At 72.9% G+C, this 21,982-nt stretch carries 19 protein-coding genes; 7 read left to right on the forward strand and 12 right to left on the reverse strand.

Annotation, left to right across the window (positions count from 1 at the left end; translation table 11 throughout):
* The first annotated feature begins 128 nt into the window (after nt 1-128).
* Nucleotides 129-488, forward strand: coding sequence for a hypothetical protein (locus ACIG87_RS01180; RefSeq protein WP_396846983.1), 360 nt, complete (start codon nt 129-131; stop codon nt 486-488).
* Nucleotides 489-787: 299 nt separating this feature from the next.
* Here ACIG87_RS01180 and ACIG87_RS01185 read toward each other — a convergent pair whose 3' ends face one another.
* The 4 genes from ACIG87_RS01185 to ACIG87_RS01200 form a co-directional block, all read right to left on the reverse strand.
* Nucleotides 788-3,271, reverse strand: coding sequence for an FtsX-like permease family protein (locus ACIG87_RS01185; RefSeq protein ID WP_396846985.1), 2,484 nt, complete (start codon nt 3,269-3,271; stop codon nt 788-790).
* Complete coding sequence (locus ACIG87_RS01190) at nt 3,268-4,065, reverse strand: ABC transporter ATP-binding protein (RefSeq protein WP_396846987.1); 798 nt, start codon at nt 4,063-4,065, stop codon at nt 3,268-3,270. The genes ACIG87_RS01185 and ACIG87_RS01190 overlap by 4 nt, the downstream gene beginning before the upstream one ends.
* Before the next feature lie 110 nt (nt 4,066-4,175).
* The gene (locus tag ACIG87_RS01195; protein ID WP_396846989.1) at nt 4,176-4,832 is read right to left on the reverse strand and encodes a response regulator; all 657 of its coding nucleotides are present in this window, start codon (nt 4,830-4,832) and stop codon (nt 4,176-4,178) included.
* Complete coding sequence (locus tag ACIG87_RS01200) at nt 4,820-6,046, reverse strand: sensor histidine kinase (protein ID WP_396846991.1); 1,227 nt, start codon at nt 6,044-6,046, stop codon at nt 4,820-4,822. Before ACIG87_RS01200 ends, ACIG87_RS01195 begins: the two co-directional genes overlap by 13 nt.
* A gap of 170 nt (nt 6,047-6,216) precedes the next feature.
* Between ACIG87_RS01200 and ACIG87_RS01205 the strand changes: the two genes are divergently transcribed.
* Complete coding sequence (locus ACIG87_RS01205) at nt 6,217-6,435, forward strand: hypothetical protein (RefSeq protein WP_396846993.1); 219 nt, start codon at nt 6,217-6,219, stop codon at nt 6,433-6,435.
* 64 nt (nt 6,436-6,499) lie between these two features.
* On the opposite strand, the gene ACIG87_RS01210 is transcribed toward ACIG87_RS01205, so the two are convergent.
* The 7 genes from ACIG87_RS01210 to ACIG87_RS01240 form a co-directional block, all read right to left on the reverse strand.
* The gene (locus ACIG87_RS01210) at nt 6,500-7,969 is read right to left on the reverse strand and encodes an arabinofuranosidase catalytic domain-containing protein (RefSeq protein WP_396846995.1); all 1,470 of its coding nucleotides are present in this window, start codon (nt 7,967-7,969) and stop codon (nt 6,500-6,502) included.
* A gap of 505 nt (nt 7,970-8,474) precedes the next feature.
* Nucleotides 8,475-9,491 (reverse strand): MerR family transcriptional regulator, encoded by a 1,017-nt coding sequence (locus ACIG87_RS01215; RefSeq protein ID WP_396846997.1) that lies wholly within the window; start codon nt 9,489-9,491, stop codon nt 8,475-8,477.
* 41 nt (nt 9,492-9,532) lie between these two features.
* Nucleotides 9,533-10,201, reverse strand: coding sequence for a HEAT repeat domain-containing protein (locus tag ACIG87_RS01220; protein WP_396846999.1), 669 nt, complete (start codon nt 10,199-10,201; stop codon nt 9,533-9,535).
* Between the two features lie 125 nt (nt 10,202-10,326).
* The gene (locus ACIG87_RS01225; RefSeq protein ID WP_396847001.1) at nt 10,327-11,070 is read right to left on the reverse strand and encodes a YqjF family protein; all 744 of its coding nucleotides are present in this window, start codon (nt 11,068-11,070) and stop codon (nt 10,327-10,329) included.
* 105 nt (nt 11,071-11,175) lie between these two features.
* Nucleotides 11,176-12,414: a multidrug effflux MFS transporter gene (locus tag ACIG87_RS01230; protein WP_396847581.1), complete on the reverse strand. Its 1,239-nt coding sequence runs from the start codon at nt 12,412-12,414 to the stop codon at nt 11,176-11,178.
* A gap of 178 nt (nt 12,415-12,592) precedes the next feature.
* Entirely contained in the window at nt 12,593-13,552 is a 960-nt protein-coding gene (locus ACIG87_RS01235) for a siderophore-interacting protein (RefSeq protein WP_396847003.1), read from the reverse strand.
* Nucleotides 13,553-13,695: 143 nt separating this feature from the next.
* Nucleotides 13,696-14,256 (reverse strand): GNAT family N-acetyltransferase, encoded by a 561-nt coding sequence (locus ACIG87_RS01240; protein ID WP_396847005.1) that lies wholly within the window; start codon nt 14,254-14,256, stop codon nt 13,696-13,698.
* 463 nt (nt 14,257-14,719) lie between these two features.
* Here ACIG87_RS01240 and ACIG87_RS01245 point away from each other — a divergent pair, with 463 nt between their 5' ends.
* From ACIG87_RS01245 to ACIG87_RS01260, 4 genes are read left to right on the forward strand one after another with little or no spacing between them, the layout of a single operon-like run.
* Nucleotides 14,720-15,424: a tryptophan 2,3-dioxygenase family protein gene (locus ACIG87_RS01245; RefSeq protein WP_396847007.1), complete on the forward strand. Its 705-nt coding sequence runs from the start codon at nt 14,720-14,722 to the stop codon at nt 15,422-15,424.
* A gap of 55 nt (nt 15,425-15,479) precedes the next feature.
* Entirely contained in the window at nt 15,480-16,757 is a 1,278-nt protein-coding gene (locus tag ACIG87_RS01250) for a tryptophan 2,3-dioxygenase family protein (protein ID WP_396847009.1), read from the forward strand.
* Nucleotides 16,754-17,920 (forward strand): aminotransferase class V-fold PLP-dependent enzyme, encoded by a 1,167-nt coding sequence (locus ACIG87_RS01255; protein ID WP_396847011.1) that lies wholly within the window; start codon nt 16,754-16,756, stop codon nt 17,918-17,920. The genes ACIG87_RS01250 and ACIG87_RS01255 overlap by 4 nt, the downstream gene beginning before the upstream one ends.
* The gene (locus ACIG87_RS01260; protein ID WP_396847013.1) at nt 17,917-18,939 is read left to right on the forward strand and encodes a methyltransferase; all 1,023 of its coding nucleotides are present in this window, start codon (nt 17,917-17,919) and stop codon (nt 18,937-18,939) included. The genes ACIG87_RS01255 and ACIG87_RS01260 overlap by 4 nt, the downstream gene beginning before the upstream one ends.
* A 98-nt stretch (nt 18,940-19,037) precedes the next feature.
* Here ACIG87_RS01260 and ACIG87_RS01265 read toward each other — a convergent pair whose 3' ends face one another.
* Nucleotides 19,038-20,054 (reverse strand): methyltransferase, encoded by a 1,017-nt coding sequence (locus tag ACIG87_RS01265; RefSeq protein ID WP_396847015.1) that lies wholly within the window; start codon nt 20,052-20,054, stop codon nt 19,038-19,040.
* A gap of 489 nt (nt 20,055-20,543) precedes the next feature.
* On the opposite strand from ACIG87_RS01265, the gene ACIG87_RS01270 reads away from it, so the two are divergent.
* Nucleotides 20,544-21,923, forward strand: a complete 1,380-nt coding sequence (locus ACIG87_RS01270; RefSeq protein ID WP_396847017.1) for an ABC transporter substrate-binding protein — start codon at nt 20,544-20,546, stop codon at nt 21,921-21,923.
* Nucleotides 21,924-21,982 lie beyond the last annotated feature (59 nt).

Consider the following 21,982-nt stretch of genomic DNA (forward strand, 5'->3'; position numbering starts at 1 on the left):
CTGTCGACAGACATCATCCGTAAACCCGAGGCGACAGTGGAGCCGGAGGTGTAGACGGTCGTCAGTCGCCGACCCCGGCCGCCCAGCGTTCGGGCACCGCTCGCCACCCCCGGGGCGTAGGATGAGGCATGCGCGAAGTCGGCAGCCGCACGCGCAGCCAGCCACCGCCGCCGGCCATCGTCTTCGCGGCGCTCACCGCCCCCGACCGCGACCCGACGCGCCCCTGGCTGCAGCTACTCGACGACGAACAACCGCCACAGATCCTGCGGGCCGAACACCCGTACCGGGTCGTCTGGTCATCACTGTGGCCCAGGCGACCCGACGCGCACATCCGTTTCGACCTGGCGTCCGACGGCAGACAGGGAACGCAGCTGCGCTGGACGCTGCTGGTCGCCGATCCCCTGCCCGACCCATCGCTGCTGGGACACCTGCGCAAGCGACTCAACGAACTGGTCAATGCGAACCTGCGCTACACCTTCGGTCAGTAGATGGACCGGGTGCCCACGTCCGGCCAGCCGCCCGGAGATGTCCCCCTTGACCATCGCGTGGTGACGGCGGCCCGCATCCGCGCGGCCGCCGTCCGGACCGGTCCCTGCACGCCGATGTCGAGCAGCGCGGTGTCGGCGAGCGTCCCCTCGGCCCGGTCGAGCTGCTGCGCGCCCGCGCCCGGAAGTGCAGCACCTGCCGCCGATCGACCATCCCTGCACCCTGGGCGGCACCCCCGACAGACATCCGCGCCGCCGCGCCGCAGGCTCGGGTCCGGGCCTGCGGCGCGACGGTCGTGCCCCTACTCCTTCAGGCCGATGTGGTCGATCGGCGGCACCCGGAGCAGCCGTCGGACGGGCCACACGGTGGTCGCCAACGCCAACAGCGTCGCGCCGCCGAGCACCACCACCCCGCCCAGCGGCGGCACGTACGGGATCGAACTGCCGGTCAGCGCGCCGACGATCGCGCCCAGGGTCAGCGCCGCGATGGAGGTGCCGATCAGCAGCGCGCTGCCGAGCAGCCCGGCCTGTTCGGCGTGGACCATTGCCCGGATCTGTCGGCGGGTGACCCCGACCAGCCGCAACAGCGCCAGCTCGCGGCGGCGGGCCAGCGCGGCCAGCACCATCGTGGTGGCCGCGGCAAGCGCCGCGTAACCCACCATCACGCCGATCAGCAGCCGGTTCAGCCAGGCGCCGAGCGCCAGGTCGGTGCCGATCAGGTGGGTGCGGGTGGCCGCGTCGCGCACCTCGCCGCCCGGCTGGCCGGCCGACCAGGCGGCCAGCGCGGCATCGGCCTCCGGACCGGCGCGGACCAGGATCTCGTCGTCGGTGGTCCCGGCGGTGTGCCCGGCGACCGTCTCGGAGGCCAGCGTGACGTCGCCGAAGCCGAGGCCCCGGCCGTAGATCGCGACGACCCGCAGGGTGACCGGGGTGCCGTCGCCCAGCCAGAGGGCCGCCTGGTCGCCGACCTGCCACCCGGAGGCGGACGCCTGCGTCGCGGACAGCGCGACCGTGCCCGCGAGCAGGTCGGCCAGGTCGCCCTCGCGCACGTCGAGGTCCATGGTGGTGGTGAGGCCGACCGGGTCGACCGCCTGCGCGCCGACCGGCTCGATGCCGTCGATCGAGCGCACCACCACCTGGGTACGGCGTACCCCGGTGGCCGCCCGCACCCCGGGCAGCTCGCGGACGGCGCGGTCGGCGTCGGCGGGCAGCCCGCCCGGTGCGGTCAGCACCCGCTCCGCGAGCGTCCCCACGCTGCTCTGGGCGACGGTCTGCCGCTCCAGGTTGGTCTGGAGGAACCAGACCGAGCCGCCGAACCCGACCGACAGCACCAGGGCGGTCAGCACGGTCGCCATGCCCTGCGCGTTGGCCCGCAGGTTGGCGGCGGCCAGGTAGCCGCTGACCCGCCAGAGCCGGGACAGCACCGGGGTGAGCAGGCGGGCGGCGTACGCATTGATCCACGGCGCGAGCAACGCCACCGCGATGACGAACAGGTAGAGCATGCCGACCGCACCGGCCAGCGCCGCGGTCGACCCGGCACTGCCGGCCGTGAACGCCCCGGAGGTGCCGGCAGCCGCCAGGGTCAGGACGCCGGAGACCAACCGGATCCGGCCGCTACGCCGGGGCTCGACGGCGATCTCGCCGAGCGCCTCGATCGGCTTGATCCCGGCGACCCGCCGCCCGGCGACCAGCGCGGCGAGCACCGCCACGAGCACCGCCGTGCCGACCGCGACCGGCACCGCGAACACACCGTCGGTCATCGGGAAGCCGGCCGGGACGAACCCCCGACCGACCAGTTCACCGTGCACCCAGCGGGCGGCCAGCAGACCGGCGGGCCCACCGAGCGCGGCGGCGACCAGGGCGAGCAGCGCAGCCTCGGCGAGCAGCATCCGACGCACCTGGCCCGGGGTGGCCGCGATCGCGCGCAGCAGGGCCAGGTCGCGGCGACGGTGCCGGACGGACAGCCCGATCGTGCCGGCCACCACGAAGACGATCAGCAGGATGACGTACCCGCCGAACGCCGATCCGGCCTCGATCAGCAGCGACCGGGCGGCCAGGTTCGCGGACTGCTCGGCCTGCCCACGGTCCGCGCCGACGTAGGTCGTCGCTCCGGTGGGCGAGGCGAGCCGGCGGACCGCGTCGCCGACCGCGTCGGGGTCGGCGTCGGGCGTCACCCGCACGCCGATGGCGTCCACCCGGCCCGGGTGCGCGGACAGCCGGGCGGCCTGCGCGTCGGTGAAGTACACCGCGGCCGTGCCGGTCTCGACGGTCGCGCTCACCCGGTAGGACCGGCTGGTCCCGCCGACGACCAGGTCGATGCGGTCGCCCGGGACCGCGCCGAGCCGGGCGTCGGCCGCCACCTCGTCGTCGGCCCGTGGCGCGACGCCTGTGACGACCGGCCGGCCGGCGAAGGCGTACGTGCTCCAGCCGTGCCCGACGGCGGCGGGCACGCCGATCGGCACCCGGTCGTCGCCGTTGACAGCCGCGACGCCGGGCAGCCGGCGGATCCGGTCGGCCAGGGCGGCGTCCACCGTGCCGCCCTCCGGGAGGGTGACGGTGCTGGTGGTGGTGTCGCCGCCGATCTCCCTGAACGTGTGGTCGACCGTGCGGTGGGCGACGACCAGGTCGGCCGTCGCCCAGACCCGGGGTTCCGGGCGGAACCGCAGCCCGGACTCGACGAGCGTGCCCATGGCGACCAGGATCAGCACCCCGGCGACCAGGGCGAGCAGCGTCGCGGCTGCCGGGCCGGCGCGGTGCCGCAGCAGGCGGACGGCCAGCCCGGTCATCGGACGGCCCGCCGGTCCAGCGACGCCAGGTGCTCGGCGATCCGGGCCGCCCCGAGCTGCGGCAGGTCGGCGACGAGCCGGCCGTCGGCCAGCACGAGCACCCGATCGGCGTACGACGCGGCGACCGGGTCGTGGGTCACCATCACCACGGTCAGCCCGTGTTCGTCGACGACCGCGCGCAGCAGCGTCAGCACCTCCGCCGCGGTACGCGAGTCGAGTGCCCCGGTGGGCTCGTCGCAGAAGATCACCTCGGGTCGGGTGGCCAACGCGCGGGCGATCGCCACCCGCTGCTGCTGGCCGCCGGAGAGCGCGGCCGGCCGGTGGTGCAGCCGGTCGGTGAGCCCGACCCGCTCGACCACCCGGCTCAGCCAGGCCCGGTCCGGACGGACCCCGGCCAGCCGCAACGGCAGCACGATGTTCTCCTCGACGGTGAGCGCGCCGATCAGGTTGAACGCCTGGAAGACGAACCCGATCCGGGTACGCCGCAACTCGGTCAGCCGGGTCTCGGACAGCCGCGACAGGTCGGTGTCGCCGATGACGACCCGGCCGGAGGTGGGCCGGTCGAGCCCGGCGGCGGTCTGCAACAGCGTGCTCTTGCCGGAGCCGGAGGGCCCCATCACCGCGGTGAAGGTGCCCCGGTGGAAGTCGACGTCGACCCCGGCCAGCGCGGTCACCGGGGTACGACCGGCCGGGTACACCCGGGTGAGTTGTTCGACGCGTACCGCCGACCTGACGGCACCGGTCGGGTCGACGGTCCGTGCCGGGTCGATGGGGTGTGCCGGATGGACTGGCATCCTGGTGGCCTCTCCGTGTCATCGGTATGAGCTGCGCGCACCAGAAACGCTATGGAGGTGGGGGACCGGAAACCATCCAGCGGGCTGCCGGGACCGGGGTACAGCAGGCGCTACCGCCGGTCGCCGTCGAGGTACCGCAGCACCGCGGTGACCCGGCGGTCGGCCCGGTCGTCCGGCGGGAGCTGGAGCTTGGCGAAGATGTTGCGGATGTGCTTGTGCACCGCGCCGTCGGTGACGTAGAGCCGCTCGGCGATCGCGGTGTTGCCGAGCCCCTCGGCCATCAGCCCCAGCACCTCCCGCTCGCGCGGCGACAGCTCGCTCAACGCCGTGTCCGGCCGACGGTTCCGGGCCAGCAGCTGCCCCACCACCTCCGGGTCGATCACACTGCCGCCGTCGGCGACCCGGCGCAGCGCGGCGAGGAACTCCTCGACCCGGCCCACCCGTTCCTTCAGCAGATAGCCGAGCCCGACCGCGCCGACCGAGAACAGGTCGGTGGCGAACGCCTGCTCCACGTACGCCGAGAGGACCAGGACGGCGAGACCGGGCTGACGGCGGCGGGCCTCCACCGCGGCCACGATGCCCTCGTCGGTGTGGGTCGGCGGCATCCGGACGTCCACGATCGCCACGTCCGGTGTGTGCGCGTCGATCGCGGTGAGGAACTCGCCCGGGGTGCCCGCCGTGGCCACCACGTCCAGTTCCTCCGCCCGCAGCAACAGCGCCAGCCCCTCCCGCAGCAGGGGGTCGTCCTCGGCGATCACGATCCGCACGGCAGCTCCACGTCCATTGTCGTCGGTCCCCCCGGTGGGCTGGTCAACGTCATCCGGCCGTCGTACGCCTCGACCCGCCGGCGGATGCCGGTGAGCCCCGAGCCACGGGTCTCGTCGGCGTCGCCGTGCCCGTCGTCCTCGACGGTCACCAGCAGCCGGCCCTGTTCGCGGCGTACGGCCACGTCGACGCGGCTGGCACCGCTGTGCCGGACCACGTTGGTCAGCGCCTCGGCCACCACGAAGTACGCGGTGGCCTCGACCGAGACCGCGCAGCGTACCGCCACGTCCACCGCGAGTCGGCAGGGCACCGCGCAACTGCCGGCCAGGCCCGCCAGCGCCCCGGCGAGGCCCCGGTCGTCCAGCACGGGCGGCAGGATCCCGCGCACCACCGTACGCAGTTCGGCGAGCGCCTGTTCCGCCGCGTCCTGCGCCTGCCCGAGGATCTCGTCGGCCCGGTCCGGGTCCCGCCGCACGGCGCGGCGTGCCGCCCCCAGCAGCACGTTGACCGCGACCAGGCGGTTCTGCGTGCCGTCGTGCAGGGACCGCTCGATGCGGCGCAGCTCCACCGCGTGGGCGTCCAGCGCCGCGGCGCGGGTGGCGGTCAGCTCGGCGACCCGTAGCGACAGGTCCACCCCCGGCGGCGGGGACAGCAGCCACCGGCCCGGCCGGGCCTGGAGGCGGGCCAGCACCGGGCCGAACCCGACCGTGGCGGCCAGCCAGCCCACCCCGAGCAGGCCGACCGCGAGCGCCTCGGCCAGCCCGTCGATGCGCCACCAGACGATCCCCGGCGCACCGGCCTCGGGCGGGACCAGCCGGTACCACAGCGGGAACGTGATGTCCTGTACGGCGTAGAGCGGCAGCGCGAGGCCGATCAGCCCGGAGATCAGACCGGTGACCGAGTGCAGCGGAACCCAGCCGAGTTCCCGGCGGACGAACGGATCGCGCAGCGCCACCCGTAGACCAGCCGGCACCGGCCCCGGGGTGGGGATCGGCTCGTCCCAGCGGGACAGCCGGGCGCGCTCGCGGTCGGCCACCGCGCGCACCGCCCGCAGCGCGGCGGGCGCCGCCAGCAGCCCCACCCCCGTCAGGCAGGCCACCGCCACGAACAGCGTCCAGAGCAGCGCGGCCATCGCCAGCAGCGCGGCGCCCAGGCCGCCGACGAGGTGTTCGAGGGCGTCGACCGAGGTGCGGACCCGGTCCCGCAGGTGTGTCATCCACAGACCTCCCGCGCCAACATAGGCCACCGTGGGCCCCGGCCGGCAGCGTCCGCCGAGGAAAGTACAGCCTGCTGTACCGCCGTCGGTCGAGCTGGTGGGATCGTCCCCGCCGCGCCGCCCGCCTAGCGTTGACGGGGTCGATGGAACTCTCGCCCGAGGAGGCAGCCGTGACCGATCCGTACCGCATCACCGAGACCCCACCCCGCACGCCGCGGCGGCCGGACGGCCGACTACGCCCGCTGCTGTGGCTGGTGTTCTTCGTCAGCCTGGCGGCCAACACGGTGCTGTCGACGGCCCTGGACAACCCGTGGGCCGGCTCCGCGTGCGGCCTGGTGGCGGTGCTCAGCGCGGGGGCGCTGATCGTTCAGCACCGTCGCAACCGATGACCGCCGTGCCGGGCCCGGGGGTGGCCCGCCACCGGCGCGGGGCCGGCGGCGGGCCGGGGCACTGCTACCGGTAGCCGGCGGAGACGATGTTCGCCTGCACCGCCTCCTCGGTGGCGTCCGACGGGTAGCCGGAGGTCATCACGCCCTCGTAGAAGGTGCCGGCGGAGCCGTGGCTGTTGTCACCGCCGATGCCCAGGATGATGGCCCCCTCCTTCTTCATCGGGTTGTAGCCCGAGGCGTTCGGGCGCTTGCCGTTGTAGAAGGTGGAGAGGTTTCCCGACTGCGCGTTGCCACCACGGATGGCCCAGTGGTTCGCCTCACCCTTGACGATCGCGGTCAGGTAGCGGTGGCTGATGCTGGGGTCGTTGGCGTTGTAACCGGTGTTCACGCCGGAGAACAGGCCGTTCTCCAGGTCGGCCATGATCCAGGGGCCGTTGCCCGTGCCGTAGCCCCAGACCTTAATGTTGCCGAAGTAGATGGCCTCCATGGTGCCGTTGCCGTTGTCCCGGCTGTTCCGCTCGGCGTTGCCGTAGTCGAAGCAGCAGCCGCCGTTGTAGTGCGTACCGTCGAAGATCGCGTACATGCCCTCCGGCTGGTCCCCGGTGGCGACCCCGTTGGTGTTGTTGTTGCGGTACCCGGTGCCGGGCGCCACGAACACCCCGTACGCCTTCTGGCCGTTGACCGTGGTCGGTGCGGCGGTCGCGTTGGCGAGGTTGTCGTACCCGCCGGCGGCCGGGCCGGAGAATCCGCCGGGCGGCGCCTGGGTGAGGTGGTTACCCCGCCCCGACTGGTCGTAGATGATGGTGATCAGGCAGGTCGTGCCGGCGCAGAACGAGTCCTGGGCGGCGGCGTTGGCGACGCCGCCGGCGGTCAGCGGGCCGATGTTGCGGGTGGCGTTGTCCGACGCGCGGCGGACCTGGTACAGGTTGCCGTTGTACGCGCTGTACAGGGCGCGGGTGGTGCTGTGCGCCGCCACGCACGGGGTGTTGCCCGCGGCGTAGATGTCGCAGGGCAGGCGGGTGGCCGGCGGCGTCGTCGGGGGCGGGGTGCCGGGCGTCGTCGGGGGCGGGGTGGACGGCGGGGTGCCGGGCGTCGTCGTGGGCGTCACGCCCCCGGTGCAGGTCGTCCCGTTGAGCGCGAACGACGTGGGCACCGGGTTGCTGCCGGCCCACGAGCCGTTGAACCCGAACGAGGTGTTGCCCCCGGTCGGGATGCTGCCGTTGTACGACACGTTGGTGACGGTGACCTGCGCGCCCGACTGCGTGTAGCTGCCGTTCCAGAGTTGGGTGATGGTCTGGCTGGCCCCGAAGCTCCAGGTCAGCTGCCAACTGCTGACCGGGTCGCCGAGATCGGTGATGGTCACGTTCGCGCCGAATCCACCCGGCCATTCCGAACTCACCGTGTAGTCGACCTGGCAGCCGGCTGCCGCCGCGGACGCATGCGGCGTCCCCACCGCGCCGCTACCGATCAGGACCAGCGCCGCCAGGGCCGCGACCGGCCCCGCCAGCCGACGCCAGACTTTGCCATGTGTCATCAGGAGCCTCCGATGCAGGGACAGAGAAGATCTGGATCTGACGGGTCGCTGCACCGCCGATCGGGCCCGGACTCCGAGGGGCGGGATCACGGCCAGCGCTGGCCAGCCCCCGCACCTGACGGCGCGGTGGGACGGGTCGCCTGCTGATCGTGGGCCGGTCGACGGCCCCGGGATACGGGAGGCCGGCCGGTCGGGTCGGTGGCGGAAACATGCTGGAAACCCCATCGACCACCGTCAAGTTAACGCGAACATCGCCGACTGTCAATATGCGAGCCGATCGCCGATCCTACTCTGCAAGGTCGGGCATCTTCCCTGCACAGCGGCGCACAGGATTGTGGGGCGAGCCGCCACCGGTCGATGTTATCGCTCACAGTTTGCGTGATTGCGGCCCGTACGCCCGCCGGTTTCGAAGGCCTGCGACGTGCCGGCCGGCCACTTGGACGGCGACCCGGGCAGTGGCGCGCCGGCCACCCGGGCGGCGTGGACGCACCGGCACGGCAGCCGCTCAGCAATCGCCGTCCTGGGCGGTGCGGAGCGTGAGCACGTAGGTCGCGGTGAGCGCCACGGCACGGTCCCCGTCACCGGTCAGCGCCCTCAGGGCCTGTGCCGCCCTGTCCCCGGGGATGTCCGCGAGGGCCTGGGTCAGCCGTCGACGTGCCGACGGATCCACGGTGCCGGGGGTGAGCCGGTCGATGAGCCCGGCGGCGATCCGGTCCGCCGACGCGGGATCGGTCGCCAGCGCGCTCAACGCATCGGCGGCGTCGACGTCGTTCGCCTCCTCGACGATCATGTCGATGAGCGTCGGGACGGCGGCGGCCACCCCACGGGCGCCGAGCGCCAGCGCCACGTGCCTGCGGACCACCACGTCGCGGTGCGCGAGGGCGTCCCGCAGCAGCGCGGTCGCGGCACCGTCCGGGATCTCCACGATGCACCGGACGGCACGTTCGCGCACCTCGGCCACGGGTGCGTCGAGCCCCGCCGCCAGCAGCGGCAACCCCTCGACGCCCGAGTACGCCAACGCCCACCGCAGGGCCCCGGCGACGTGCGGGTCGGGCTCGCTCAGCGCCGCCTCGACCAGTGCCTCCACCGGCACCGGAACCGCCTCGACCGAAGCCAGGGCCGCGCGCTGGCGCTCTCCCGCGCGCGGCGACGCCAGCGCCTGGAGGAGCGCGACGACCTGGAGGACGTCCTCCCAGCCGGCGGGCTCGGTGGCCCCGATCCGCCCGAGCCGGGTGAGTAGCCGCGTCTCGGTGGCGATGCGCGCCCGGGTCTGCCGGATGAGGTCGTCGACGAGCGCCGACGGGGCGAAATCGGGATCATCGAGCGCCCTGCCCACCTCACGCAGCGACAACCCCAGTGACCGCAGGCTCTCGATGTGGAAGATCCGCCGGATGTCCTCGTCGGAGTACTCGCGGTAGCCGGCATCGGTACGACCCGTGGGTCGCACCAGGCCGAGCGATTCGTAGTGCCTGAGCATCCGGGCGCTGACCCCGGAGCGTCGTGCCACGTCACCGATCAACACTGCCGGTCACCCTTCCCGCTGCCACCGATCGACACCGCCGGTCACGCCTCCTGGCCGGTCCCACCGAGGGCGACCACCCGCCTGGCCTCCTCGATGGAGTACTCGAATCCGGCGTCCGGGTCGTGCCGCAGCCGGCGGGTGGCGACGGCGTGCGCGCGCACCCGGGGGTCGGGGTCCGTCATCGCGGCACGCAGGGCCGGCGTGATCACCTCGCCGAGCGCGACCAGTGCCCGGCCAAGGCTCAACCGCGTCCCCCGATCACCCCGCCCGAGCTGCGTTGCCAACACCGTCGCCAATGCGGCCTGCTCACCTTCGGGCACCAGGACGACCGCCGCCCGCCAGGCGCTGCGCGCCACCTCGTCGTCCGCGTCGGTCAGCAGCGCCCGGGTGATCGCCGGCCACGCCCGCCGGTCCCCGATCTTGGACAGCGTGTGCAACGCCTGGCTCCGGGCCTGCGCCCGCGTCGAGCGAAGTTCACCGACGAGCCCGGGGACCGTCAGTGCAGACGGGTGGCGGGTGAGCGCCCAGGTCAGCATCTCGCGGACGGAGAACTCGGGCTCGGTCGCGCATCGTTCGATGAGCGGTTCGACGCACTGCGGGGCGGGGCGCGTGCCGACCGCCAAGGCTGCCCGCAGCCGCACCGACGCGTTGCCGTGTGCCAGCCCCTGAAGAACCCGCTTCGTGTCCGCGTCCGCTTTCGGCACGGTCATCGACACCACCTCCGCGACCCAGTGAATGCCCTCTCACCGTGTCAAGGTCAAGCGGGGCCCGCCTCCGTTCCCTCCGCCCGCTGCCCGGCACACCCGTCGCCGCCCCGCCCGCGAGGTCGCCCGGGTCAGTCGTGGCGGCGCAGGGCGGCCGGTGGGCCGAACCGGACCGGCACACCGGGTGAGTACAGCACGCTGACCGGCGGTCCGGCCGGCGTCGGCAGCCCGGCGGCGGTGACCAGTTCGTCGTCCAGGTGCAGCAGCTCGGCCCGGTGCAGCGGCCACTGCGGATGCCAGTTCGGCAGGCGCAGGGTGCGCCCGTACGCCCGGGTGTGCAGGCCCCAGCGGGCGGTGAGGAAGTGCTCCAGCGGCGTCGGCTCGGCGATCGGCGCACCCACCCGGACCGTCATCCGGCTGGTCGCCCCGACCGGCCCCGGCCATCGTCGGCGGCAGCGGTAGCTGCGGAGGTCACCGTCGCGGTCCAGCCGCATCGCCGACCACAGGTACGGCAACCGCAGGGTCGCCCGTGCGACCAGCACCGGGATCAGCCGGGACGCGTCGAGCGAGCGGAACACCACGGCACGCCGACCGGCGTCGTCGACCGAGTAGAGCCGGACGTTGGTCTCCCAGAAGGTCCCCAGGTAGGGGATGCCCGGCCCTCGGCCGAGACCGAGGCCGACCATCCGGAAGCCGATCAGTCCGACGTGGGCGTTCCCGTCGAGAGTGTCCGGGCGGGTGCCGGCGGGCAGCAGCGGCGCGACGAGGTCCGGCGCGACCGCCCAGTGCAGGAAGGTCAGATCCTCCCAGCGCTGGCGCAGGACCGTTCGCGGGAAGGTCCGGGCGGGCGCGGCGTCGACCGACTCGATGTCCACGGGCCCATCCTGCCTGGCCGCCACGACCCCACCGTGCCTCCGGGTCCGGTCCCCCTGTCCCCGGGGTACGGCAGGCGTCCCCGCCCGCACCACGGACGGTGACGCTCAGTGCGCGGCCACGACCACCGCGCCCGGTTCCAGGTCGGCGAGCCGGGACGGCCGTACGACGACGAACAGCACCGCCAGCGCCGCCACCATGCCGCCGGCCACCACCAGGGCCATCGCCACCGCGCCGTTGCCGAGTACACCCACCATCGGCGCGGCCACCGCCCCGACGCCGAACTGCACCGCGCCGAGCAGGGCGGATGCGGTACCGGCCGCCTCACCGTGCCGGGACAGGGCCAGCGCCGGGGCGTTCGGCATCGCCAGACCCGCCGACGCCAACACCGCCCAGAGCGCCACCAGCAGGGCGGGCAGCCCACCGAACCCGGTCACGGCGAAGGCCAGCAGCGCCAGCCCGGCCAGGGTTCCCACGCTGAGGGAGCCCACGAGGATCCGTTGCGGCGAGTGACGGCGCAGCAGCCGCACGTTGTACTGGGCCGCCCCGATCAGCCCCACCGCACCCGCCCCGAAGGCCAGCGCGAACTGCTGCTCGTCGAGCCCGTAGCTCTCCTGCAGGACGAACGACGAGCCGGCCACGTACGCGAACAGTGCCGCCATGGCCAGGCCGGCGACCAGGACCAGCCCCACGAAGGTGCGGTCCCGCAGCAGCGAGCCGTACAGGCTCACGGTCGTGGACACGCCACCGCGTTGACGGCGTTCGACCGGCAGGGTCTCGGGCAGGCCGAGCACGGCGACCACGACGAGCAGCACACCGAGGACGGCCAGGGTCACGAAGACCCCCCGCCAGTCCGTCCAGCGCAGCACCCCGCCGCCGAGGGTCGGGGCGAGGACCGGGGCCGAGCCCATCACCAGCAGCAGCCGGGAGAGCAGGGTGGCGAAGACGGTGCCGCGGAACAGGTCACGGAGCACGGCCATCGCGACCACCGTGGCGGCGGCGACGCCGAGGCCCTGCACCACCCGCAGGCCGCCGAGGACCGCGATGTTGGGTGCGACCACGCAGAGCGCCGACGCCACGATGTGCAGCGCGAGGCCGGCGATCAGCGGGCGGCGGCGTCCGACGGCGTCCGACAGCGGTCCGATCAGCAGTTGGCCGAGGGCGAGCCCGGCGAGCGTGCCGGTGAGGGTCAACTGGACCGCCGCCGAGGTGGTCGCGAAGTCGGCGGCGATGGCGGGCAGCGCCGGCAGGTACATGTCGATGGTCAGCGGGCCGACGGCGATCAGCGAGCCGAGGACGAGAACGAGCCGTACCCGTTGCCGGCGGGTCATCAGGTCACCCGGCATCGGCGCGGCCTTCGACAGTTGGTCGTGGGCGACATCGGTCATCGGGGGGACTCCGCCCGGTCGTGGTGCGGCCGGGCGGAGGACAGTGCGACAGTCACATCTGGCTTCAAATCCGGAACCGCTGGTCTGATTCCCGCTCCACCGAGAGGTAACGCGGGTCACAGCCGATGGTCACGGCTCAGGCCGGGTCCGCACGACCCTGCCGCCAGTACCCCATGAACGCGACCGCGCGGCGGTCCATGCCCCGGTCGGCGACGAGGTGCCGGCGCAGCGTACGGATGACGCCGGCCTCGCCGGCCAGCCAGGCGTACACCGGCACGGGCGCGGACGGGGTCGGGACCTCCCACAGCAGGGTCCGGTCGACATCGACGTCGGCGATCGGCGCGGCCGGGGCTGGTCCGCCGGTGGACAGCAGGCGTTGCGCCGCCGCCGCGACCGCGGGGAGCAGCCGGCTGCCGTGCCCGCCGCCGTCGCGCGCCAACCAGTCGACCGTGATGCCGGGCGGAGCGACGACCGGCAGTTCGTCGGCCGGGTCCGGCACCTCCAGCAGCACCCGGCCCCGGGCATCGAGCGGCAGGCGTTCCAGGATGGCGCTGATCGCGGGCACGGCGGTCTCGTCGCCGGCCAGCAGCAGGCGACCGGCGGACGGCGGACGGAACTCGACGCCGCCGTGCTCACCGTCGTAGCCGGCGTCGGGACCGAGGAGACCTGCCTCGTCCCCGGGGCGGGCCCGCAGCGCCCACCGGCCGGCCGGGCCGCTGTCGCCGTGCAGCACCAGGTCGACGTCCACCTCGGCCAGGTGCTGCCGGACCGCACGGACGGTGTACGTGCGGATGGGGCAGCGCTCGGCCTCGGGCAGGGCCCGCCAGTGGGCGTACCAGTCCACGCCGCCGGGGAGGTGGACGCCGTGCCGGCCGGGCAGTGGCAGCACCAGCTTCATCCGCTGGTCGTAACCGTTGTCGGCGAACCGGTCGAGGTCCGGGCCGGTGAAGGTGACCCGCAGGAAGGACGGGCTGAGCCGACGCGCCGCGCGTACCTGCACGTCGAACAGTCGCCACGGCGCGACGGGCAGGGTCGCGGTCCCCGCGCCCGTGGCGTGGTGGCGCTCCCCCGCCGGGCGAACTCGATCACTAAGCACGTAGGTGAGGCTAACCTAACCAAGAAGATGGATGGTGACGTGGGTCGCCATCTCCCCGTTCGGGGGACACCGCCGCCGCCCGACGCGCCGCGTTCCGGTCAGCGCAGTGGCGTGTCCAACCCGGGCGGCGCACCGGCTCCTGGTCAGCGACGCGCCACGTCCCGGTCGAGGAAGAGAAGTTGGGCACGCTTGTCCGGCAGGTCGATCTGCGGACCGGGCACGAAGCCGGCCCGGACCAGCCGGTCGACGGCCCGCGCGTTGCGGGCGTCCGGCTCGGCCACGATGCGCAGCCGGGTCGGGTCGACCAGCACGAACGCGAGGAACGCGTCCAGGAGCACCCCGGTGAAGCCGGGCTCGGCACCGCCGTCCGGAGGACCGATGAGCAGGTGGATACCGAAGTCGCCGGGGCGTACGTCATAGCACTGCCCGACCGGGTCGGCGGCCGGCTCGTAGGTCTGGAACAGCGCCACCGGCCGGCCGTCCCGGTGGACCAGGTAGGCATGGTGGGTGGCCAGCGAGTCCAGGTACGTGTAGATCTCGCGGACCCGTTCCCGGCTGGCGTCACCCATGCCCCAGAACCGGGACCGCTCCCGGGTCACCCAGTCATGGATCACCTCGACGTCCCGGTCGGGCTCCACCGGCCGGATGGACACCTCACCAAAGCCGTCGACCAGACGCGAGGCGGGGGTCGGCACAGCCGTCATGGCACTCCTTCGGGGACCTGATCCGGCGATCACCGCCGACCGCCACCGGCCGCCGCACGCTGTCGACACCGCGCCGCCCCGACGGTTAGGACAACCTAACCACGCATCCGCACGGTACGCAAACGAACACCTGCGGCAACATTTCCCCCGGGGGAGGTCCTCACGGCCACCCCGGAGACAGTGGTTCCAGAGCGCGCCGCAACCCCTCCCGCCAGCGACGGCGGCACACCCCGCCCGAGTCCGCACCGGCAGCCTGTGACATGTCAGGCAACCCCTCGGCATTGACTGACGCAATTCATTATGTTAGCGCTCACATTCCGGCAGGAAAAGGTGGTATTCATCCCGAGACAGGGGTATCAGATTGGTCAGACAGGGGGGTGACACATTGCTGTTCTTCGTTGGATAATTTCCGCCGTTGAGCGCCGACATCCGTGCCGCGCCGGCGCTTACCGGAGGGACAGTTGTGAAACGTGACCAGTCACCCGTGCTGCCGGGCGACGGCACCACGGACTACGCCCGCTACATGCGCACGGATGAGCTGCTCGGTCTGCAACGCCGCCCGGAGGAGATGCTCCACCGCGACGAGCTGCTCTTCCAGGTGGTGCACCAGTCCGCCGAGTTGTGGCTCAAGCTGGCCGAGGCCGAGCTGACCCTCGCCGTCACCCGGACCGCAGCCGCAGACCCGGCGGCGGCCGCGTCGCTGCTGGCCCGCGCGACGCTCGCGGTGCGGCTGGTCACCGACCAGTTGGAGATGTTCCGCCACCTCTCACCGGTCGACTTCCAGGCGATGCAACCGGCGCTGGGCAACGGTTCCGGCGCCGAGTCACCCGGCTGGCGGCGGGTCACGGCGCTGAGCCGACAACTCGGCCGGGCCTTCGCCGAGCACCTCACCGCCCGGGGCGTCACGCTCACCGCGCTGCCCCCGACCGACCCGACCCACCGGCTCGCCGAGGCGATGGTCGACTGGGACGAGCAGGTCTCCCGGTGGCGGGTACGCCACTACCAGGTCGCCCTGAGCGTCGGCGGCCACGCCGCCGACGGCTCCCCCGGCAGCCCGGCGACGGTGCTCGCCAAGCTCATCGGGCACCGGTTCTTTCCCGAGTTGCGACCGCCCCGGTCGGACACCGGTATCCCGGCGGCGGCCCATTCCCGTATCGCAGAGGCATGACGAGCCGCGCCACTCGAAGAATCACCGGCGCTCCCCTGACAGACCCCGATCCGAGGTGCGGTTCGTGCGTGAGCTGACGAGCTGGTCGTCCGGTACGGCCGATCCCGAGCAATTTCCCTACCCTGCGGTAGTGGCCGAGTTCCATCGAGTCGGCAAACACTTCGTCGAAAAAGAACTACTGGCCCTGTTGGACCAGGTCCGCGCGCGGGTGGACGCTCGGACGACTCCCGGCCGCCAGCTGTCCACCTTCCTCGACGTGGCGCTCGACAAGTGGGACGCCCGGTACGACTACCGCAGCTACCTGGCCCTGCCCCTGCTCCCCCTGCCGACCGGCTCTCCCACCCGATCCACGGATGCCGAGCCGGCCGAGCCGACCGCCGCGCGGCGGGAGCGCGACCGGCTCCTGGTCGACCTCGTCAGCGATGCCCTCGCCTTCGAGCTGGCCGCCGCCGCCGACCTCACCGACCTGCTCCCCGAGCAGCGGCCGGGGCCGACGGTGGTGGCCAAGCGGTGCCGGCTCGGGGTACGGGTCGGGCTCGCCGCCCTGACCCGGCTCGGTCTGGCCGGGGCGGTCACCGACCGGGATCCGGTGGGGGCGGCGGTGGCGCTGCACCGGCTCGCCGTCGCAGACCGCGATCCCACCCGGGACCGGGTCCTGCGGCTGAGCATGCTGCCGGTCTACGTCTCCCACGACGAGTACCTGTTCATCCGGGTGCTGCAGGCGTACGAGTGTCTCTTCGCCGGGGTCGCCGAGGAGCTGCGGGCCACGATCACCGCGCTGGCCACGGGTCGGCCCCGCCCGGCCGCCGCCCGGCTGGCGTACGCCCGGGACCTGATCAGTGACGCCGGTCCGCTCTTCTCGCTGCTGGCCACCATGCAACCGACGGCGTTCCGGACGTTCCGCGAGTACACCGAGGGGGCCAGCGCGATCCAGTCCCGCTCCTACAAGCTGATGGAGTCGCTGTGCCGCGCCCCCGAGCCGGACCGGTTGGACTCCACGGCGTACCGGTCGGTGCCGGAGGTACGCGACCTGGTGCGGGGCGGCCAGCCGTCGATCGACCAGGAGTACCGGGCGGCGGTCCGCGACGGCCGCCTCCGGGACACCGACCACGACCTGGTACGACAGGCGATGGCGGCCTTCGCGGAGGCCGTCGTGACCTGGCGACGCACCCATCACCGGCTGGCGATCCGGATGCTCGGCCCCCGTTCCGGCACCGGTTACACCGAGGGCACCCCCTACCTGGCGGCCGTCCGCGCCGTTCCGGTGTTCACCGCCGTGTCCGCAGATCCCCGTCCACCCCGGACCGACCCGATCGGAGGCTGCCCCGAGTGAACGGAACCGACCCCGGCCCCGCACAGCGCCTGGACGCCGCCGCGCACGCCGCCCTACGCGCCGAGTTCCCGTTGCTGGACACCGGTGTCTACCTGAACAACAACTCCACCGGCGCGGTGCCCCGGGGCGCCGAACGGGTGCTCGCCGACTACTGGCAGACCCTGCGCGGCTGGCGCGACGACGTGTGGCAGGGCTGGCACGTCGGCCTCGACCGGTACGCCGACTCGGTCGCCGCGCTGCTCGGCGCGCCCCCGGGCAGCGTGGTCACCGACGCCAACCTGAGCACCCTGCTGACCCGGGTGGCGTCCTGCTTCGACTACCGCCCGCCGCGCGACCGGATCGTCACCACCGACCTGGAGTTCCCGACGGTGCCGTTCATCGGCACCGCGTTCCGCCGCTACGGCGCCCGGCTCGACGTGGTCGGCGCCGGCGGCCCCCGCTTCGACGAGGACGCCCTCGAGGCCCGCGTCGACGAGCGGACGTTGCTGGTCTGCGTACCGCATGCCAGCTTCACCTCCGGGGCCACCATCGACCTGCCGCGCCTGATCACCCGCGCCCACGACGTCGGCGCCCTGGTGGTGGTGGACGCCTTCCAGACCGTCGGGGTGGTCCCGCTGGACGTGACCGCGCTCGGCGTCGACGTCGTCCTCGGCGGGGCGCACAAGTGGCTGTGCGGGGTCGGCACCGCCTTCCTCTACGTCCGGCCCGATCTGGTGGAGGGGATGGAGCCGGCGGCGACCGGCTGGCAGGCCGGCGACCGGGCGTTGACCTTCCAACCATCGACCGGCTGGGCGGACGGGGCACAGCGGTTCGCCGGCGGCACGCCGTACCCGCTGACCTCGTTGGTCTCCCAGGTCGGCCTCGACCTGCTGGCGGGGGTCGGCATCGAGACCATCCGCCGGCACTCGCTGGCCCTCACCCAGCGCGTCCTGGACCGGGCGGCGGCGGCCGGCATCGAGGTGGTCAGCCCCACCGAGCCGCACCGGCGCGGCGGGGTGGTGTGCCTCGACGTCGCCGACGGCGAGGCGGTCAAGCGGCGGCTGGCCGAGCGGAACATGATCTGCAGCTGGCGGGGCTGGCTGCGGGTCGCACCCCACGTCTACAACACCCTCGACGAGGTCGACGCGTTCATGGACGCGCTGGAGAAGGAGCTGGGCCGGTGAACGTCACCCTGTCACCGCGGGCATTGCTGAGCCTGCTCGCCAACGGCCCCAAGGCCATCGACGTGCTGGAGACCGCGCTGGCCATCGGCCTGCTCGACGCGCTGGAACCCGGTCCGGAGCGGCTGGACGCGCTGGCCACCAAGTTCGGGGTACGCCCACTGCGGCTCTACAAGTTCCTCGACTGCCTGGAGAGCCTCGGCCTGGTCACCCGCGAAGACTCCGGCGACGACATCGCCGGGACCGGCTACCGGGCCGTGCCGGGGCTGCGCGACGCCGTGCTGGCGGTGGTCGGCCCGGACGCGATCGAACGGGACCGGGACCGCTACCCGTGGCGGCGGCTGCACGGCCGGCTCGCCGAGAGCCTGCGCGGCGAGGTCGGCATGAGCGACGACGACTTCGCGTGGCCGCCGAAGACCGACGCGCAGACCGCCGACTTCGAGCGCAGCATGGCGGCCGGGCTCGGCCCGGTGATCGAGACCCTCGGTCGGCACGCCGACCGGCTGTGGTCGGACCGGCGACGCCTGCTGGACGTCGGCGGTGGCGACGGCACGCTCGCCGCGCACATCCTCGACACCGCCCCCGACCTGCGCGCCGACGTGTTCAACCTGCCACCGGTGGCCCCGCTGGTGGCGGCCACCCGGGTGGCCCGGGGCCACCCCGACCGGCTGGGGTTCGTCGGCGGCGACTTCCTGGCCGAACCGCTGCCGACGGGCTACGACGCGATGGCGTTCGTCCGGGTGCTGCACGACTGGCCCAACGAGGTGGCCCGCCGCCTGGTGGAGCAGGCGTACGCGGCGCTGGAGCCGGGTGGGCTGCTGCTGATCGGCGAGGAGTTCCGCACCCCGGACCGGCTGGCCATGCAGTTCTTCTGGAGTTACTTCCTGATCGGGGTGGACAGCTGCGTGAGCCGGTTGCGGGAGGTCGAGTTCTACACCGGACTGCTCGCCGACGTCGGCTTCGTCCGGGTGGCGGTGCTGCCCGGCGGCTGGGAGCTGGTCACCGCGTACAAGCCGGGCTGACCCGTCGACGTCGACCCGTCGGCGCGGGTGCCGTCCGCGCCGACGGGTCGCCTCCGGCACGCCGCGCCGGGGGCCGGGCGGCGGGCCGGAGCACGGGGTCAGGGCCGGCGGGCCACCACCGCGCCGTTGGCGCCGGGGGCGTCGAAGGGCACCGTGCGGGCGTCGACGAAGCCGGCGTCGGTGAGCCAGGCGCGGTACTCCGCGCCGGAGTAGTTCTTGCCACCCTCGGTCTCGACGAGCATGTTCATGCCCATCAGGGCGGCCTCCGGCGGGCCGGTGCGCTCGTCGTTGAGCAGCAGCTCGGAGACGACGATCATGCCGCCGGGCGGCAGCGCGGCGTGACAGCGGGCCAGCAGCGCCCGGTTGGTCGGCTCGTCCCAGTCGTGCAGGATCATGCTGAGCAGGATGACGTCGTGCCCGTCCGGCAGGGCCGGGTCGGCGAGGAAGTCACCGGCGACCGTGCCGATCCGCCCGGTCAGCCCCTCTTCCGCGATCCGTTCCTCGGCCCGGACGCAGACGTGCGGTAGGTCCAGGATGGTCGCCCGCAGCCCCGGCAGACGGCGGCAGAACTCGATCGGGAACGCCCCGGCCCCACCGCCCACGTCGAGCAGCCGGTGGTGCGCCCCGAAGTCGTACGCGTCGGCCAGCGCGCGGGCGGTGAACCGGGAGGTGGCGAACATGGCGTCCCAGAACTGGGCCACCATGTCGGAGTCGGTGGTGTCGAACAGCGACTGCTGCTGTTGCGGATCCCAGGTGAGCGGTCGGTTGCCGCGCAACGCCTCGCCCACCCGGTGCCAGGGCAGATAGGTGCGCAGGTCGGAGTAGCGCACCTGGGCACCGAAGTAGTACGGCTGCCCCTCGACCAGGAACTGCTCGGCCAGTTCGGAGTTGCGGTAGCCGTCGCCGGCCTTCTCGAGCAGCCCGAGCGACGCGCTGGCGGCCAGCAACAGGTCGGCCGGGCGTTCGTCGAGCCCGAACTCCGCGGCGGCCTCGGCCACGGTGATGGTCCGCCCGCCGGCCAACCGGGTGAACAGGCCGAACTCGACACCTACGGCGAGGGTCTTGAAGCCCCAGACACCGGCCACCAGACGCATGAGAGGAGTGGGATTGATCATCGATACATAAGATCATAATTCGCGCACCGGCCAAAGAGGTCAGTCGTGCGCAAACCGCTGTCGGACCGCTCGCCGAGGCGGCCTGCCGACGACCGCTCGTGCTTCACGCCCGGCGGTGCTCCATCACGCCTCTTCGCGTACCCACCCGAGGTGTCACCGCAGGCCAGCCGGGGCCGGCTGGCCCGCCCATCGACCAACCTCGACCGGGCCAGGCCCAGCCGTCGCGCCAGACCGACACCGAGCCAGCTCCACAGTCGCGGTCTTTCGGGTTTCGATCGAATTCTTGCAAGACTCCGTTCGTCTTTGTATGGTCATCGCCACGAAACAAGTCGTACGCGAGATCCAGGTCACCCTCCCTCGTCGCCACCCCGGCCTCAGGGGGACGCGGGTCGGGTGGCGGATACCAGATCAGCAGAGGCATCGCCGCGGCCACGTCCGCCACGGCACCGCGAACTCATAGCGACTCCCGTTCCCCGAAGGGATGGACAGATGTCCACACCGCAGTACCGGAAGGCCACGGCGCTGGCGCTCGTCGCCGGCCTGGGGCTCAGCCTCACCGCCTGCTCCACCAAGAACGACGCCGGCACGACCGACGCCGGTGGCAAGGTCACCATCACCGTCGACTGTCAGCCGGTCGGCTCCCAGAAGGAGCTGGTGAAGAACTGGAACGACGACGTCGCCGAGTTCCAGCGGCAGAACCCCGACATCGTCGTCAAGAGCGTGAGCGTCGGCGAGCAGTGCAACAACCCGCCGGACTTCACCGCCCGCCTCGCCGGCGGCACCGTCACCGACGTGTTCTACGGGTACATGACCGACCTGCAGCAGGTGCTCGACTCGGGTCAGGCGATGGACATCACCGAGTACGCCACCAGGGACACCATTCCGACCTGGGACAGCGTCGACCCGGCGCTCAAGGAGGTCTTCAGTGACGGCGGCAAGCTCTACGCCGTCCCGGTGAAGAACTACTCGATGGGCCTGGTCTACAACAAGACCCTGTTCCAGCGGGCCGGGCTCGACGTGAACAACCCGCCCAGGACCTGGGTCGAGGTCCGCGACGCGGCCAAGAAGATCGCCGCACTCGGCGACGCCATCGCCGGCTACTCGGAGTACAGCGCCGGCAACACCGGCGGCTGGCACTTCACCTCCCTGCTCTACTCCCAGGGCGGCCAGGTGCTCAGCGCGGACGGCAAGAAGGCCGACTTCCACAACGCCACGGGCAAGCAGGTCCTGCAGAACCTCAAGGACATGCGGTACGGCGACAACAGCATGGGCTCCCGCCAACTGCTCCAGTGGGGCGACCTGCTGACCAACGCCGGTGCCGGCAAGGTCGGCATGTTCATCGGCGCCCCGGACGCCACCCAGGCCATCGTCACCCAGTTCCAGGGCAAGTTCCAGGACTGGGCGATGGGACCGCTGCCCGGCCAGGACGGCGCGGCGAAGGCGACGCTCGGCGGCGGCGAGGGGTACTTCTTCAAGAAGGGCCTCACCCCCGGGCAGGTCAAGGCCGGTCTGAAGTGGATCGCCTACCAGAAGCTGACTCCCGGCAAGGGGCAGTTCGACTACGTCCGGGCCAAGCCGCAGAACTACCCGGTCGGCCTGCCCCAGCCGCTGCTGTTCGCCGCCGGCAGCGACGCGCAGAAGCAGGAACTCGAGCTGCGCAAGGCGAACGCGAACGTCGACACCGCGAACTTCGCGATCTTCGAGGCGAACCCCGTCCCGATCAAGGGTGAACCCCGCAACGCGCAGGCGATCTACGCGGTGCTCGACGCCGCGATGTCCGGGGTGCTGACCAACCCGAACGCCAACATCGACGCCCTCCTGGCCACCGCCGAAGGCAAGGTCAACACGCTCCTCGCCACCGCGAGCTGACCCCGCGGGTGGGGGCCGACGCACCGGCCCCCACCCGCCGGCGAACCGCTCGTCGGGCC

The sequence above is a fragment of the Micromonospora sp. NPDC051925 genome, assembly GCF_044548625.1.
In the GTDB taxonomy this organism is placed as follows: domain Bacteria; phylum Actinomycetota; class Actinomycetes; order Mycobacteriales; family Micromonosporaceae; genus Micromonospora.